The following is a 14483-nucleotide window of genomic DNA, read 5'->3' as shown; positions in this document are numbered from 1 at the left end:
AACGTTCTTGTTCTTATAAGGAGGGCGTGCGCCCGAAACGTCGACGGAGCATACACAAGCCGCTCCGGTTGCCAAACTGCTGCAGGTCACAATTGCGCCGAAACTTGCGCGTGTCCCGGCACCGTCGCGACCGCTCAAGCGAGACGGGCCGAAGCCTGCAGGGGTGACCGACCGGTCGTCATCGGCAGCACTTTCATCGGCTAATGCAACACGCGGTTTGCCCGGGCCTGCGGCGCACCCTAGAATGCCCCGATGCGCGATGATCTCTCCCTTCTGCTGAACTCTCTCAACGATGCCCAACGCCAGGCCGTAGCGGCCCCCGTTGGCCGTCAGTTGGTCCTGGCCGGTGCTGGCTCCGGTAAAACCCGAGTGCTGGTGCACCGTATCGCCTGGTTGATCCAGGTCGAAAACGCCTCGCCCCACTCCATCCTGTCGGTGACCTTCACCAACAAGGCCGCTGCCGAGATGCGTCACCGCATCGAGCAGTTGCTGGGCATCAACCCGGCTGGCATGTGGGTCGGCACCTTCCACGGCCTGGCGCACCGCTTGCTGCGGGCGCACTGGCAGGAAGCCGGCCTGAGCCAGACCTTCCAGATTCTCGACAGCGACGACCAGCAACGCTTGGTCAAGCGAGTGATCCGCGAGCTGGGGCTGGATGAGCAACGCTGGCCTGCCCGTCAGGCGCAGTGGTTCATCAATGGCCAGAAAGACGAAGGTCTGCGGCCGCAACACATCCAGGCCAGCGGCGATCTGTACCTGGCGACCATGCGTGGCATTTACGAAGCCTACGAGGCGGCGTGCCAGCGTGCCGGGGTTATCGATTTCTCCGAATTGCTGCTGCGCGCCCTCGACCTGTGGCGCGATCATCCGGGCCTGCTGGCACATTATCAGAAGCGCTTCCGACACATTCTGGTCGACGAATTCCAGGACACCAACGCCGTGCAGTACGCCTGGTTGCGCCTGCTCGGCAAGGGTGGCGACAGCCTGATGGTGGTCGGCGACGACGACCAGTCGATTTACGGCTGGCGCGGCGCGAAGATCGAGAACATCCACCAGTACTCATCCGACTTCCCGGATTCCGAGACCATTCGTCTGGAGCAGAACTACCGCTCCACCGCCGGCATCCTCAAGGCGGCCAACGCGCTGATTGCCAACAACACCGGGCGTCTGGGCAAAGAACTGTGGACCGACGGCGGCGATGGCGAAGCGATCAATCTGTACGCCGCATTCAACGAACACGACGAAGCGCGCTACGTTGTCGAAACCATCGAGAGTGCGCTGAAAACCGGCCTGGCGCGCAGCGAAATCGCGATCCTGTACCGCTCCAACGCCCAGTCGCGCGTTCTCGAAGAAGCCTTGCTGCGCGAGCGCATTCCGTACCGTATCTACGGCGGCCAGCGCTTCTTCGAGCGCGCCGAAATCAAGAACGCCATGGCCTACCTGCGCTTGCTCGAGGGTCGCGGCAACGATGCCGCATTGGAGCGGGTGATCAACGTGCCGGCCCGCGGCATCGGTGAGAAAACCGTCGAGGCAATTCGTGAGCACGCCCGGCACAGCGATGTGTCGATGTGGGAAGCGATGCGCCTGCTGGTCGCCAACAAGGGTCTGACCGGTCGCGCGGCCAGCGCACTGGGCGCGTTTATCGAGCTGATCGAAAACCTTGCCGCCAAGTGCGCCGAGATGCCCTTGCACTTGATGACCCAGACCGTCATCGAGCAGTCCGGCCTGATCGCCTACCACGAAGCGGAAAAAGGTGAAAAAGGTCAGGCACGGGTAGAAAACCTTGAGGAACTGGTCAGCGCCGCGCGCAACTTCGAAAACACCGAAGAAGACGAAGAGCTGACGCCACTGGCGGCGTTCCTCGGCCACGCGTCGCTGGAGGCCGGCGACACCCAGGCCGACGAGCACGAAGACAGCATCCAACTGATGACCCTGCACAGCGCCAAAGGCCTGGAATTCCCTTACGTGTTCCTCGTGGGCATGGAAGAAGGCCTGTTCCCGCACAAGATGAGCCTCGAAGAACCGGGGCGTCTGGAAGAGGAACGGCGTCTGGCCTATGTGGGTATCACCCGGGCGATGCAGAATCTGGTGATGACCTACGCGGAAACCCGCCGCCTGTACGGTAGCGAGACCTACAACAAGGTGTCGCGTTTCGTCCGCGAGGTGCCGAAAGGTCTGATTCAAGAAGTGCGTTTGTCGAATAGCGTCAGCCGGCCCTTCGGCGGCAACCAGTCGATGAGTGGCAGCAACCTGTTCAGCGGCAGCGAGATACCGGAGACCGGTTTCGTCCTCGGCCAGGCCGTGCGCCATTCGATCTTCGGCGAGGGCGTGATCCTCAACTTCGAAGGCTCCGGCGCACAGGCCCGGGTGCAGGTGAACTTCGGCGAAGGCAGCAAGTGGCTGATGCTTGGTTACGCCAAGCTCGAGGCCATCTAACGCCGGTTCCGCTTGCTTTCTGTAGGATTGAGCCTGCTCGCAGGCTCAATCCTACAAGAGACCCAAATCCCTCTGAACCTATCGCCTTTTCCTACACACAAAAGTACATCGGCTGATTGCCTCGCCAAGCTGAACGCAACCTGTCAGGCAAAAGCCGGAAACACTCTCTCGCTAGCCAGTAACACTTCAGCTGTGCAACATGGCGCGCGTGTCTCCACAAAACGGGAATACCCTTTATGAAACGTTTTCTTAGCATCGCCATGGCGTTGTGCATCGGCCTGACGATGAGCCTCGACGCCAACGCCAAGCGCTTTGGTGGTGGCAAAAGCGCCGGCGCTGCGCCGACGCACCAGACCAGCCAGATGGCTCCTTCTTCTCCAGGCGTGGGCGGCGCAGCTGCGACCGCTGGCGCTGCCGGTGCTGCAGGCGCTGCGGCCAAGGCCGGCGGTGCTTCCAAGTGGCTCGGCCCTCTGGCCGGTATCGCCGCCGGTGGCCTGCTCGCCTCCATGTTCATGGGCGGCGGGTTCCAGGGCATGCAGATCTTCGACATCCTGATCATGGCGCTGATCGCGTTCGTGATTTTCCGCTTCATCGCCGCCCGTCGTCGCAAGCAGCAGGAGCAGTTCGCTCCGGCCGGCGCGCCAATGCAGCGTGAAGTCTTCGAGCAGAAGCCTGCTGCCATGGGTTCGATCTTCGGTGGTTCGGCTGCACCTGCTGCCGCCCGTCCGGTGATCAACGCACCAGCGTGGTTCAACGAGCAGAACTTCCTTGAAGCTGCACGTAGCCACTTCCAGTCGCTGCAGCAGCACTGGGATGCCAACGAAATGGACAAGATCGCCGAGTTCGTGACGCCGCAAATGCTTGAATTCCTCAAGCGTGAGCGCGCTGACCTGGGTGATGGCTTCCAGTCAACCTACATCGACAACCTGCAAGTGCAACTGGACGGCGTCGATGATCGTGCCGACAAAACCATTGCCACCCTGACCTTCACCGGCGTTTCGAAGACTTCGCGCTTCGACCAGGGCGAAGTGTTCAGCGAAAGCTGGAACATGGAACGCCCGCAGGGCGAGAACCAGCCCTGGCTGGTCGCCGGTATCCGCCAGAACGGCTGATTGCCTGCTGAGCTTCACTTGCGGTAATAAAACAACCCCAGCCTCGGCTGGGGTTTTCTATTTCGCAGTTGCATCTATAGCGAGCTACTGTATAAACCGGCCCCTATAAACCGCGCCATTCAAGCAAGAGGATCCCCGGACGTGGAAGAAATCATCGAACAACTACGCGAAGCCAACGAACCCGTACCGGTTCCCTTGGAATTGCCTGACGAAGACCTGCTGGTCGAAATTGAAGAACAACTGTTCATCGACATTCCGTTTGTCTTCCGGGAATTTTTGCTGACCGTCAGCGATGTGGTCTATGGCAGTCTCGAACCCGTCACCGTCACCGACCCGCAATCCCACACCTATCTGCCGGATGTCGCGGCCAATGCATGGGATGCCGGGGTTGATCGCAGCCTGATCCCGATCTGTCAGGACGGCGATGACTACTACTGTGTCGAAGAAGACGGCACCGTGGTGCTTTGGCAGGCCGAAGAAGAATTGATTGCCGAAGAAACCTGGGAATCGGTGTGGCACTGGGCGCGGGACGTCTGGCTGGAAAGCTGATCGGCCAGCCGCCCCGGCGGCTCAATGCCCTGACGACTCCTTGTGATTGTCGAGGGTCTCCAGCAGCGCCACCTGCATCCGCGTGTGCACGCGGATGAACCAGCGCCAGAGCAGCGCCGCCACGGCGGCCGCAACCACGGCGATCAGCACCAGCAACTTGTTGGTCGGCAAGATACTGGCTGACAAGGCTGCCAGCAGCAGAAAAATCACCAGCAGCGAGAGAATCGGGATCACTTCAGAGATCACCCGGCGCACTCGCTGCGTGTGCCGCCCAGCCATCTCCGGTTTGACGCCCATCTCCGCCAGCAGCATCGACAGCGCCTTGAGCTTGCGGTAAGCGGCGATCAGGAACGGCAATGATACGAGCAACGCGCCGCCCCAGATCAACGCCTTCTGCCAGCTCGAATCGCTGATCCAGTCCTGCAGCCACACCGACAGACGTTCGGCGAAGTAAGCCCCGGCGATGAAAATCGCAATCACCAGCGCCAGGTTGACCCCCACCTGCAACAGAATCCGCCGGATCATCGACGCCAACATCGCTCCCTCGCCTTGCGGCTGGATGCTGCGCAGCCATTCACCGTACATGCCCAGTACCCGGCCGAGACGCTTGGGCATGGCTGCGGACAACTTGATCGACAACGGATCGGCCGCGCGAATCAGATACGGCGTCAGCAACGTGGTAATCACCGACACCGCCACAGCCACCGGATAAAGGAAATGGCTGGTGACCTGCAAGGTCATGCCCAGTGCGGCGATGATGAAGGAAAATTCGCCGATCTGTGACAGGCCCATCCCCACTCGCAGTGAGGTACGTCCGTCATTGCCGGCGATGAAAGCACCGAGGCCGCAAGACAACATCTTGCCCAGCACCACGGCCACGGTGATCACCGCAATCGGCCAGGCGTATTCGAGCAGGATCATCGGGTCGAGCATCAGGCCGATGGCGACGAAGAAGATTGCGCTGAACAGATCACGCACCGGCTCGACCAGCCGTTCGATCTTCAGCAGTTGCCGCGACTCGGCCATGATCGCGCCAATGAGGAAGGCGCCGAGGACCATGCTGTATTCAAGTTTCACCACCAGCAGGCAGAAGCCGAAACACAGGCCCAGCACGGTGATCAGGAGCATCTCGTTGCTGTCGAATTTCGCCACGTAGGCCAGCAGGCGCGGCACCAGCAGGATGCCGATGACCAGCGCAACGATCATGAACAGCGACAGCTTGCCGACCGTGGAAAATACTTCGCCGGAGCTGACCGTGCCGCTGACGGCGATACTCGACAGCAACGCGATGATACCAATGCCGAGGATGTCCTCAACGATCAGTACGCCGAAGATCAGCTGCGCAAAGCGCTCGTTCTTCATCTTCAGATCGTTGAGCGCCTTGACGATGATGGTGGTCGAGGAAATCGCCAGGATCGCGCCGAGGAACAGCGAGTCCATGGTGTTCCAGTCGAACCAGCGGCCGATTTCGTAACCGATCCAGATCATCAGGATGATTTCCAGAAACGCCGCGATAAACGCTGTGGCACCGACCTTGAACAGCTTGCGCAGGCTGAACTCCAGCCCGAGGCAGAACATCAGGAAGATCACCCCCAGCTCGGCGAGGGTCTTGATGGTGTCTTCGTCGTGGATCAGGCCGAACGGTGGTGTATGCGGGCCGATGATGAACCCGGCAACGATGTAGCCGAGCACCACCGGCTGCTTGAAACGGTGAAACAGTACGGTCACCACACCTGCGACCAACATGATCACTGCCAGATCCTGAATGAAACTGATGGCATGCATGGTGTGGGCTCCTTGAATGACGAGGCCGCGGACAGACGTCAAAAGTGTCTGCGCAGGCTGGGTAAAAATCCGCTTCGGCTGTAGGAATTGCCCTTGGGCAGGGCTTTTGCAGGTTAACACCGCGACTTCTTTCTGAAAGCCGGTGCAATATAAGGAAACAGATCGATTCCGGCGTGACGACGAGCCTGCGCCCGGCGTCCCGATATCGGTGCTTTTGAAAAGCGACCAGGCACCCGCAGAGGTGCTTTTCAGCCATCCGCCTTGACCCGTGAGAACGTTATGGAACCCGGAAACGCCCAGCTGTCGATGACGGTACTGATGACCCCCGACATGGCCAACTTCTCTGGCAATGTCCACGGCGGCACGCTGCTCAAATACCTCGACGAAGTGGCCTATGCCTGCGCCAGCCGTTATGCCGGCCGCTACGTGGTGACCCTGTCGGTGGATCAGGTGATTTTTCGTGAGCCGATCCACGTCGGCGAGCTGGTGACCTTCCTCGCGTCGGTCAACTACACCGGCAACACCTCGATGGAGGTAGGTATCAAAGTGGTCACCGAGAACATCCGCGAGCGCTCGGTGCGTCACACCAACAGCTGTTTCTTCACCATGGTGGCCGTGGACGACCAGCGCAAACCCGCCGCCGTACCGCCGCTGCAACCGCAGAACAGCGAAGACAAGCGCCGTTTCATGCAGGCGCAGCAACGTCGGCAGATTCGTCAGGAGCTGGAAAAGCGTTATCAGGAGATCAAGGGCGACGCTTGAGATTTGTAGCGCTCTGAAGAACGCTTTCGCGAGCAAGCTCGCTCCCACACTGGCTCTGTGTCGTACAGAAAACCTAATGTGGGAGCGAGCTTGCTCGCGAATGGGGGCAGCGCGGTCTTACAGACTGATCGCCGTCGCTTCGAACTTCACCCGCGGATGCGCAATCCGATCCTGCGCCCGCACCAGTTGCAACTCGTAACTGGCACACGCCTGAGTCTCCAGCAGCACCTCATGCACCGCCGCTGCGGTGAACTCGAACGCGGCCAGCAGGCTGTCGCCCAAAAGCACTCGCGCCAGGAACAGACCGGACGTCAGATCGCCCACGCCCACCGGCTGACGCGGAAACGCCAGCAGGGGACGGCGCAGGTGCCAACTGCCCTCAGCCGTCACCAGCAACATTTCGAAGCCATCGGCCGGTTTGCCCGGATAGTCCAGATGCTTGACCAGCACCGCTTTCGGACCGCGCGCCAGCAGTGCCCGCGCCATCGCCAGGCAATCGAACAGCGACTGCGGCTTGCGCCCGGAAAAGCTGTCCAGTTCCAACTGGTTCGGGCACATGATGTCCGCCACCGCTGCCGCCTCATCCAGCAGGAAATCACTGACCTCGGTCGGCACGCTGCAGCCTTTCTCCGGGTGCCCCATTACCGGGTCACACAGATACAGCATCTTCGGATTGACCGCTTTGATGCGCGCCACGCCGCTGAGAATCGCACGGCCCTGCGCGGCGCTGCCGAGGTAGCCGGACAGCACCGCGTCGCAGTTGCCCAGCTCGCCAATGGCGGCAATCCCTTCGATCAGCGCGGGAATCTGCTGCGGTGCCAGCACTTCACCCGCCCACTGCCCATATTGGGTGTGGTTGGAAAACTGCACGGTATTGAGCGGCCAGACGTTGACGCCGACCCGCTGCATCGGAAAAACCGCGGCGCTGTTGCCGGCGTGGCCGAACACCACGTGGGACTGGATGGCGAGCAGATGAGGCGTACGTTTCATTCGGGTCATTCCGTAAAACGATTGAAATTCAAGCCGCGCAGTATGCGACGAAACACAGCCTGTACGACAGACCGACGACGCAGTTAAGCTGACGCCATCTTTTGGAGTTCGATGTTGATGCTGACCCTGGAAAACATCTTCGTACTGATGCTGTTCGCCGCTGCCGGCGCCTGGTTGTGGCATAACCACGGCTTGCGCGAGCGCGCACTGGAACGGGTCAAGCAGCATTGCAGCAACGTCGGCGTCGAATTGCTCGACGGCAACGTCGCGTTGAAGAAGATCGGCCTGCTCAAGGATGCCAGCGGTCGGCGGCGCCTGGCGCGGGTCTACAATTTCGAGTTCACCGTAACCGGCGAAACCCGGCACAACGGCACCATCACTCAGTTCGGTGCGCACAGTGCGCAGATCGAACTGGCACCCTACCCTGCGCCGTTCGACGATACCCCGCCCGTCGTGGAAGTCAGCAAGCCGCGCGCCGAAGTGATCGAACTGAGTCAGTGGCGTCAGGAACATACCAAGTGGAAGCCGTGAGCTGACTTACGGCAGCCGACACTGCGCCAGTCCTGCCTGCAATTGATCGATGTTTTGCGCATCAGCAAAGATCAGCTCGATTCGCGAGTCCTTGCGCCATTCGCTGATTTGCCATTCGAGATTGGCGTTATCCAGCGCATTCGCCGACACCCAGCCATCCGGGCTGTGGATCACCAGTTTTGCCCGCGTCCAGTGAAGGCTCTTCAGCCAGTCCGCGACGCGCAGTTTGTCGAACGTCTGGTGCGGATGCCAAAGCCAACCGATGCTCCAGCCGCCCTCCTGCGCCTGACTCAAGCAGATTGGCACGGTCGGATCGCTCCACACTGCCGGAAGCTGCGCAGGTCCCCGAGGCATGAGTGGATTATCTGCGCCACTCATCGCTTGCGCGGCCAAGCCCGGCAGATCACTCAACGACAATTGCGCCTGGCGGGTCCAGATCAGCCTGACCGACGGCAACTGTATGGCGATTTTCTGCCGTTCGTCCTCATCAAGGCCTTCCGCTTTGTTCATCAAAACCAGTCCGGTACTGCCCAACGCCTGTTGTTGCGCTGCTGGCAGCGCTTGTCCTGCATGCAGTGCCTGAGCATCGAGCACCAGCACACTCGGTTGCACCGCCAATACGCCCTGCCATGGCGCCTCGCGCAATTGCCTGAGCAACTGCAGCGGATGGCCCAGCCCGGACGGTTCAATGAACAAGCGATCCGGCTTCGCTTTGCGCAGCAACCGGGCGAGGCCAATCTGGAATGGCGCGCCGTTGACGCAACACAGACAGCCGCCGGCGACTTCGGCCAATTCGGTACCCGCTGCGTCACGGCTCAGCAAGGCGGCATCCAGACCGATCTGGCCAAACTCGTTGATCAACACCGCCCAGCGTTCGCCAGACGGACGCTGGGCCATGAGCTGGCGAATCAGACTGGTTTTGCCCGCGCCCAAAGGGCCAGCAATGACATGAGTGGGAATGTTCTGCAACATGGCGGCAAGTTTTTCGGAGATTAGAAGATGCGTTGGATGGGATGGTCGTTGCTGTTGGCGCTGCTGTCGAGCGAAGCGTGGGCTCAGGCCTGTGTGGTGCACAGTCAGGGCGAGCGGCTCGACGTCAAAGTCTGCCAGCAAAACCGCAACATTCCCGAAAAACTGTTCAACGACGGCTTCTGCCAGCCGACCCTGGCCGGGCAAAAAGTCGAGGTGCAATACGTCGACCAATGCCCGGGTGGTGCGTTTGGCGTGTGCAGCAACGCGCAAGTTGCCAATATGCCCTATCGCCAGGACATCCACTATTACGGTGTAGCCACTGATGCGGCGTACCTGAAGCCTTATTGCGAAACGCAGAGCCAGGGATCGTGGCTCAAGCCTTGAAACATCAGCCGAGCCAGTCGAGGGTAAGAATCAAGCGGCGCTCGCCCACTGGCGGTTGCGGCGAGCGATGGATCAGGCCGAAACCTTCGTTGCCGTGCCATTTCTCCCCCTTCAACAATGCAACGTCGCCGCTGCTGAGTTGCTGAACATCCGCGTGGGGTTCGGCGTTGGCCTGACCGAGTTGACGGCGATCCATCGCACCCTCCGCGAGCCATTGGCTGCCGACGCCGGCGTAGGTCGTGATCAGCCGCACCGGTACGTGATCAACGTGGAAACGCGGGCACATGGCTTTGTCCAGCGCCCGCAGGCGCAGGCCGATCCGCCGCGCACCGAGCAGGCAGGCAAAGGCGCTGACCAGCCATTGCAAATCGGCGACAAAGCCTTCGTAACCCTGCACATCGCGCAACTCCGTAGCCAGCCCGGTGAGATCCGGCTCGGCGTCCTCTTCGGGCAACTCCAGACACAGCGACTGCGCAAAAGGCTGGTTGAGCGACAGCAGCACATCGGCAAATGCGCTGATGTGCAATGGCAACTGTCGCTGCCAGACAGCCAGATTGACCTCATCTTCGAGTATGCGCGTCAGTGCCTGTGGGGTCGGGCCTTGATGCTGCTGGCGGCTGAGGTTTCGCAGGGATTGGAGTGCAGACATCAGGCAGCCTCTTCGTGCCAAGGGCCGAACGGGTCCGCGAGCGATCGCCAACCCTCGGCACCGAGCGCCATTTCTTCATCGGTGAGCAGGCAGGTATCCAGCTCGGCAGTGAGTTGTGGGAAATCGATGTTCTGGCCGATGAACACCAACTCCTGGCGGCAATCTCCTACGCTCGGCGTCCAGTTTTCCAGGATGGCTGCGCTGCTTTCCTGATCCTGTGGCCATTGATCTTTCGGTACGAACCGCCACCAGCGCCCGGCAAAACCGTGACGCATCAAGCCGCCGGCCTGCGACCAGCTACCGGCGTCGGTGGGCTTGCTTGCCAGCCAGAAAAAACCTTTGGAGCGCAGCAGTTTGCCGTTCAGCCATGGACGGTTGATGAAGTTGAAGAACCGTTGCGGGTGAAAGGGCCGCCGAGCGCGGTATGCCGTCGAGGCAATGCCATACTCATCGGTCTCCGGAATGTGTTCACCGCGTAGCTCCTTGAGCCAACCAGGCGCCCGCGCGGCTTTTTCGAAGTCGAAACGGCCGGTGTTCAGGACTTTTTCCAACGGCACCTCGCCCATCACCATCGGGATGATTTCGGCCTGCGCGTTCAGGCGCTTAAGAATGGCGATCAGTTCTTCACGTTCTGGCTGGCTGATCAGGTCGATCTTGCTGATCAACAGTACATCGGCGAATTCGATTTGCTCGATCAACAGATCGGTGATCGAGCGTTCGTCTTCCTCAGCCAGCATCTCGCCGCGAGAAGCCAGGCTTTCTGCCGCTTGGTAATCGGGGAGGAAATTCACGCCGTCGACTACCGTCACCATGGTGTCGAGATGGGCGACGTCGCACAGGCTTTGGCCGTGTTCATCGCGAAAGGTGAACGTTTCCGCAACGGGCAGCGGCTCGGAAATTCCGGTGGACTCGATGAGCAGGTAATCGAAGCGATCTTCGCGGGCGAGCTTGCTGACTTCTTCGAGCAGGTCTTCACGTAACGTACAACAGATACAGCCGTTGCTCATTTCGACTATTTTTTCTTCAGCGCGGTTAAGGCTGACATCGCGCTGGACTTCGCTGCCATCAAGGTTGATCTCGCTCATATCATTGACGATGACCGCTACGCGCATTCCGTTTCGATTACGTAGTACGTAATTCAAAAGCGTACTTTTTCCGGCGCCCAAAAATCCTGAAAGAACAGTGACGGGTAATTTTTCTGACATTGGATAATCCTGTCTTCTGTGAGCAATTGGCGCATGTCCCATTGCTGTTCACCCCATCGCTCCACGTCAGCATCTGAAAAACCAAAATCATGGAACAGGGCAGGTGTCTTTTTATGTTATGTTATAACTCACCTAACAAACCAGCTTTTGTTTCGCCTGAGGTGCTCGCGCTTGACACGAACCATGATGAAAAACGCGCTGCGTGGGGTTGTGCTGAGCTGTGCCCTGCTGCCCGCAATAAGCATCCTTGCGCAGCCGGGATCACCTGCTACCTGCACGCGCAGTGCGAGTCTTTTGGCCTGCGCGGATGCCGCCGGCAACAGCTACAGCGTGAACACCGTGGGCAACACGCTTTATTTGCGCGGCTTCGAAAAAGACGGGCATCGCTATTGGGCGCAAACCAACAGCCGCTTCGGTCAGCTCACCTTTTTTACGGGTATCGCTTCGAACGGCGAGGTCTGGGTGGGGTACACCCGTCGTGTGGGCTGGACCACGATCAACCGTTTTTCGAGTTCTGGCGGAGGTAGCGCGAAATTTACCTGTAGCCGAATGACCGGGTGCTAAGTACTCCCGATTCTTGCTTGGGTAAAAATTCATTCATGAAACAAGCAATGGCGTGCGCATTGTTATACTGTAACATCCGATTCGTTCAAATCGACGGTTACAACCATGAACTCAATGACACTGCCGGATATTGCCGCAGAGGCGCTGCGCGAAAATGTGCCGCTTGAATGGGTAGGCATGCAGGGCATCGCTTTGCCGATCCTCCTGCAAGGAAAGCCTTTGAGTGCAAAGGCTGATGCAGGCGTAAGCCTTGATGATGGCGAAGCGCGGGGCATACATATGTCGCGCCTGTACCTGGCGTTGGATGCACTGGAACAGAAGGAGCTTTCGCCTTCATTATTGCATCGTGTACTCAGCCAATTTCTCGACAGTCATGAAGGCTTATCTAGCTGCGCTTATATCAATCTGCATACTGAATTGCTGCTGAAACGACCCGCGCTGATCAGCCCATTGGCCGGCTGGAAAGCCTATCCAGTGTGCATTTCTGCCACGCTGAAAGAGCAGATGTTCCACGTGGAACTAAAAATTGAATTGCCCTATTCCTCGACCTGCCCCTGTTCAGCGGCGTTAGCCAGACAACTGATCCAGCAACAATTCATCGATGACTTTGCCAATCAGACGTTGCAACACGCCGATGTGCTGGCATGGCTAGGCTCTTCTCGCGGCATCGTTGCCACGCCTCACAGCCAGCGCAGTACCGCACAACTGCATTTTCATCTCGACCAATCCATCGACGAGTTACCGCTGAATACACTCATCAACGCTGCCGAAGCTGCGCTCGGCACAGCCGTGCAGACCGCCGTGAAGCGCGCCGACGAGCAAGCCTTCGCCCTTGCCAATGGGCAGAATCTGATGTTTTGCGAAGACGCCGCTCGCCGCTTGAATCTAGCGCTACGCCGCATCTCAGGAGTCAGTGCCTTCCATCTGCGCGTTGTCCATGCCGAAAGCCTGCACGCGCACGACGCGGTTGCCGAAAGCCAATGGCGACGGGAGTCGGCATGATTCGTTGCCAATCATTGAGCTGGGGAGCGCCGGGCCAACCGCTGACGTCGCCGCTGAATCTGCAGCTCGCCAGTGGCTCCCTCACAGCAATCATCGGTGCCAATGGCTGCGGAAAAAGCAGCCTGTTGAAAGTCATTGCCGGCCTGCAAAAACCACTGGCAGGCAAAGTCTCTCTTGGTGTTCCACGGCAAAGTGGATTGTCCTTTCTTCCGCAACAGCAGCATCTCGATCGCCAGTTTCCAATCAACCTGCAAGAACTGGTTGCCGCCGGATTCTGGGGGCGCCGATTGGCAACGCAACTGCGCGCGCAACGGCTGCAAGCCGCACTGGAGAACTGGCACTTGCACGGACTAGAACAGCGTCCGTTGATGGCGCTGTCCGGCGGTGAGCTGCAACGCGCCCTGCTCGCCCGCTTGAGTCTGACCGACGCGCCGGTACTGCTGCTCGATGAACCCCACGCGGCACTCGATGAACTCGGTCAACAACTGCTCTGGCAGAACATTCTCGCTTGGCACGGCGAAGGCCGGACGCTCGTTGTGGTGTGTCATGACCTCGCTGCGGTACGCCAGCACATTCCCACCACCTTGCTGATCAAACATCGCGAGTGCCGCTTGGCGGCGAGCGCGGAATTGATTGACCAAACGCCGTACACGCAGGTGGCCTGATGCTTGCCGTCACACAACTCTGGCAGCCGTTTCACGAATTCATGTTCATGCGTCGCGCCTTGTTCGGTGGTCTGGTCCTGGCCTGCAGCACGGCGCCACTTGGGGTGTTTTTGATTCTGCGGCGCATGAGCCTGATCGGCGATGCGGTCGCCCATGGAATCTTGCCCGGAGCTGCATTGGGCTTCTGGTTCGCCGGACTCAGTTTGCCGGCACTGACCCTCGGCGGCCTCGGTGCCGGTCTGGGAATGGCCGGACTGGCGGCCTGGATTACTCGGCGCACAGGCTTGCGCGAAGACGCCAGCCTTGCCGCGATCTACCCGATCTCACTTGCCAGCGGCGTGCTGATTCTCGGCATCGCCGGAAAGCGCCTGGACCTTTTGCATCTGCTGTTCGGTTCAGCATTGGCCGTCGACGGACCCACCTTGCAAGGCATGCTGTGGGTCTCGGCGTGCAGCCTGATCGCCATGGTGCTGATCTATAAACCGCTGGTGCTCGACACCCTCGATCCATTGTTTTTGAGAACCGTCAGCCGTCTCGGCCCGCTGGCCCACGGTGTATTCCTTACCTTGGTGGTGCTCAATCTGGTCATCGGCTTTCAGGCAATCGGCGCCCTGATGGTCGTCGGCCTGATGATGCTGCCCGCTGCGGCGTCGCGATTCTGGAGCCGACGACTTCCGGTGCTGATTGCCATTGCGGCAGCGTTCGGTTGCCTGTCGGTGTGGTTTGGATTGCTGCTGTCGTTCTATTTCTCGCTGCCCAGCGGCCCGGCGATCGTGCTGGTCGCTGGCGCTGGTTATCTATTGTCGGTGATCGTCGGGCCGGTCCATGGCCTGCTGCGCCGCCCGCCTTTGCTCACATCCCAATGAGGTGTTTCCCG

The 14483-nt window shown here is 59.8% G+C and carries 15 protein-coding genes; 10 read left to right on the top strand and 5 right to left on the bottom strand.

The window, feature by feature from the left end; translation table 11 throughout:
* The first annotated feature begins 252 nt into the window (after nucleotides 1-252).
* From uvrD to V6F91_RS10170, 3 genes are all read left to right on the top strand, one after another.
* Nucleotides 253-2436, top strand: coding sequence for a DNA helicase II (gene uvrD / locus V6F91_RS10180; RefSeq protein ID WP_332764005.1), 2184 nt, complete (start codon nucleotides 253-255; stop codon nucleotides 2434-2436).
* Nucleotides 2437-2672: 236 nt separating this feature from the next.
* Nucleotides 2673-3548, top strand: coding sequence for a Tim44 domain-containing protein (locus V6F91_RS10175; RefSeq protein WP_332764003.1), 876 nt, complete (start codon nucleotides 2673-2675; stop codon nucleotides 3546-3548).
* Nucleotides 3549-3689: 141 nt separating this feature from the next.
* Nucleotides 3690-4097, top strand: a complete 408-nt coding sequence (locus V6F91_RS10170; RefSeq protein WP_003187120.1) for an SMI1/KNR4 family protein — start codon at nucleotides 3690-3692, stop codon at nucleotides 4095-4097.
* A gap of 21 nt (nucleotides 4098-4118) precedes the next feature.
* Here V6F91_RS10170 and V6F91_RS10165 read toward each other — a convergent pair whose 3' ends face one another.
* Nucleotides 4119-5882 (bottom strand): cation:proton antiporter, encoded by a 1764-nt coding sequence (locus V6F91_RS10165; RefSeq protein ID WP_332764000.1) that lies wholly within the window; start codon nucleotides 5880-5882, stop codon nucleotides 4119-4121.
* Nucleotides 5883-6161: 279 nt separating this feature from the next.
* On the opposite strand from V6F91_RS10165, the gene V6F91_RS10160 reads away from it, so the two are divergent.
* Nucleotides 6162-6644 carry an acyl-CoA thioesterase gene (locus tag V6F91_RS10160; RefSeq protein ID WP_016772447.1) on the top strand — a complete coding sequence of 161 codons (483 nt, stop codon included), beginning with the start codon at nucleotides 6162-6164 and terminating at the stop codon, nucleotides 6642-6644.
* Nucleotides 6645-6761: 117 nt separating this feature from the next.
* Here V6F91_RS10160 and pdxY read toward each other — a convergent pair whose 3' ends face one another.
* Nucleotides 6762-7634 (bottom strand): pyridoxal kinase PdxY, encoded by an 873-nt coding sequence (gene pdxY, locus V6F91_RS10155; RefSeq protein WP_090287716.1) that lies wholly within the window; start codon nucleotides 7632-7634, stop codon nucleotides 6762-6764.
* 117 nt (nucleotides 7635-7751) lie between these two features.
* Here pdxY and V6F91_RS10150 point away from each other — a divergent pair, with 117 nt between their 5' ends.
* A complete protein-coding gene (locus tag V6F91_RS10150; RefSeq protein ID WP_332764889.1) occupies nucleotides 7752-8165 on the top strand; it encodes a DUF3301 domain-containing protein in 414 nt (137 codons plus the stop codon).
* 6 nt (nucleotides 8166-8171) lie between these two features.
* Here V6F91_RS10150 and V6F91_RS10145 read toward each other — a convergent pair whose 3' ends face one another.
* Nucleotides 8172-9137, bottom strand: coding sequence for a CobW-like GTP-binding protein (locus V6F91_RS10145; RefSeq protein WP_332763994.1), 966 nt, complete (start codon nucleotides 9135-9137; stop codon nucleotides 8172-8174).
* 27 nt (nucleotides 9138-9164) lie between these two features.
* Between V6F91_RS10145 and V6F91_RS10140 the strand changes: the two genes are divergently transcribed.
* The gene (locus tag V6F91_RS10140; RefSeq protein ID WP_332763992.1) at nucleotides 9165-9521 is read left to right on the top strand and encodes an NADH:ubiquinone oxidoreductase; all 357 of its coding nucleotides are present in this window, start codon (nucleotides 9165-9167) and stop codon (nucleotides 9519-9521) included.
* Nucleotides 9522-9525: 4 nt separating this feature from the next.
* Here the strand turns inward: V6F91_RS10140 and V6F91_RS10135 are convergent, their stop codons facing one another.
* Together V6F91_RS10135 and zigA are read right to left on the bottom strand one after the other, a co-directional pair.
* Nucleotides 9526-10170, bottom strand: coding sequence for a DUF1826 domain-containing protein (locus V6F91_RS10135; protein ID WP_332763990.1), 645 nt, complete (start codon nucleotides 10168-10170; stop codon nucleotides 9526-9528).
* Nucleotides 10170-11375 (bottom strand): zinc metallochaperone GTPase ZigA, encoded by a 1206-nt coding sequence (gene zigA, locus V6F91_RS10130; RefSeq protein WP_332764887.1) that lies wholly within the window; start codon nucleotides 11373-11375, stop codon nucleotides 10170-10172. The genes V6F91_RS10135 and zigA overlap by 1 nt, the downstream gene beginning before the upstream one ends.
* A gap of 186 nt (nucleotides 11376-11561) precedes the next feature.
* On the opposite strand from zigA, the gene V6F91_RS10125 reads away from it, so the two are divergent.
* From V6F91_RS10125 to V6F91_RS10110, 4 genes are all read left to right on the top strand, one after another.
* On the top strand, nucleotides 11562-11939 hold the full coding sequence (locus V6F91_RS10125; protein WP_332763988.1) for a glutamine synthetase: 378 nt from the start codon (nucleotides 11562-11564) through the stop codon (nucleotides 11937-11939).
* Nucleotides 11940-12044: 105 nt separating this feature from the next.
* Nucleotides 12045-12941 (top strand): GTP cyclohydrolase FolE2, encoded by an 897-nt coding sequence (gene folE2 / locus V6F91_RS10120; protein WP_332763986.1) that lies wholly within the window; start codon nucleotides 12045-12047, stop codon nucleotides 12939-12941.
* A complete protein-coding gene (locus V6F91_RS10115; protein ID WP_332763984.1) occupies nucleotides 12938-13606 on the top strand; it encodes a metal ABC transporter ATP-binding protein in 669 nt (222 codons plus the stop codon). The genes folE2 and V6F91_RS10115 overlap by 4 nt, the downstream gene beginning before the upstream one ends.
* A complete protein-coding gene (locus V6F91_RS10110; protein ID WP_332763982.1) occupies nucleotides 13606-14472 on the top strand; it encodes a metal ABC transporter permease in 867 nt (288 codons plus the stop codon). The genes V6F91_RS10115 and V6F91_RS10110 overlap by 1 nt, the downstream gene beginning before the upstream one ends.
* Nucleotides 14473-14483 lie beyond the last annotated feature (11 nt).

This window comes from Pseudomonas koreensis, assembly GCF_036668835.1.
GTDB lineage: Bacteria > Pseudomonadota > Gammaproteobacteria > Pseudomonadales > Pseudomonadaceae > Aquipseudomonas > Aquipseudomonas koreensis_I.
Note: the sequence above shows the minus strand (reverse complement) of the source record. Positions and strands in the feature narration are given on the sequence as shown.

Excerpts from the sequence above, each read along its gene's own strand:
- uvrD (WP_332764005.1), top strand. The coding sequence starts at position 253 with ATGCGCGATGATCTCTCCCTTCTGCTGAACTCTCTCAACGATGCCCAA.
- V6F91_RS10175 (WP_332764003.1), top strand. The coding sequence starts at position 2,673 with ATGAAACGTTTTCTTAGCATCGCCATGGCGTTGTGCATCGGCCTGACG.
- V6F91_RS10165 (WP_332764000.1), bottom strand. The coding sequence starts at position 5,882 with ATGCATGCCATCAGTTTCATTCAGGATCTGGCAGTGATCATGTTGGTC.
- V6F91_RS10160 (WP_016772447.1), top strand. The coding sequence starts at position 6,162 with ATGGAACCCGGAAACGCCCAGCTGTCGATGACGGTACTGATGACCCCC.
- pdxY (WP_090287716.1), bottom strand. The coding sequence starts at position 7,634 with ATGAAACGTACGCCTCATCTGCTCGCCATCCAGTCCCACGTGGTGTTC.
- V6F91_RS10150 (WP_332764889.1), top strand. The coding sequence starts at position 7,752 with ATGCTGACCCTGGAAAACATCTTCGTACTGATGCTGTTCGCCGCTGCC.
- V6F91_RS10145 (WP_332763994.1), bottom strand. The coding sequence starts at position 9,137 with ATGTTGCAGAACATTCCCACTCATGTCATTGCTGGCCCTTTGGGCGCG.
- V6F91_RS10140 (WP_332763992.1), top strand. The coding sequence starts at position 9,165 with ATGCGTTGGATGGGATGGTCGTTGCTGTTGGCGCTGCTGTCGAGCGAA.
- V6F91_RS10135 (WP_332763990.1), bottom strand. The coding sequence starts at position 10,170 with ATGTCTGCACTCCAATCCCTGCGAAACCTCAGCCGCCAGCAGCATCAA.
- zigA (WP_332764887.1), bottom strand. The coding sequence starts at position 11,375 with ATGTCAGAAAAATTACCCGTCACTGTTCTTTCAGGATTTTTGGGCGCC.
- V6F91_RS10125 (WP_332763988.1), top strand. The coding sequence starts at position 11,562 with ATGAAAAACGCGCTGCGTGGGGTTGTGCTGAGCTGTGCCCTGCTGCCC.
- folE2 (WP_332763986.1), top strand. The coding sequence starts at position 12,045 with ATGAACTCAATGACACTGCCGGATATTGCCGCAGAGGCGCTGCGCGAA.
- V6F91_RS10115 (WP_332763984.1), top strand. The coding sequence starts at position 12,938 with ATGATTCGTTGCCAATCATTGAGCTGGGGAGCGCCGGGCCAACCGCTG.
- V6F91_RS10110 (WP_332763982.1), top strand. The coding sequence starts at position 13,606 with ATGCTTGCCGTCACACAACTCTGGCAGCCGTTTCACGAATTCATGTTC.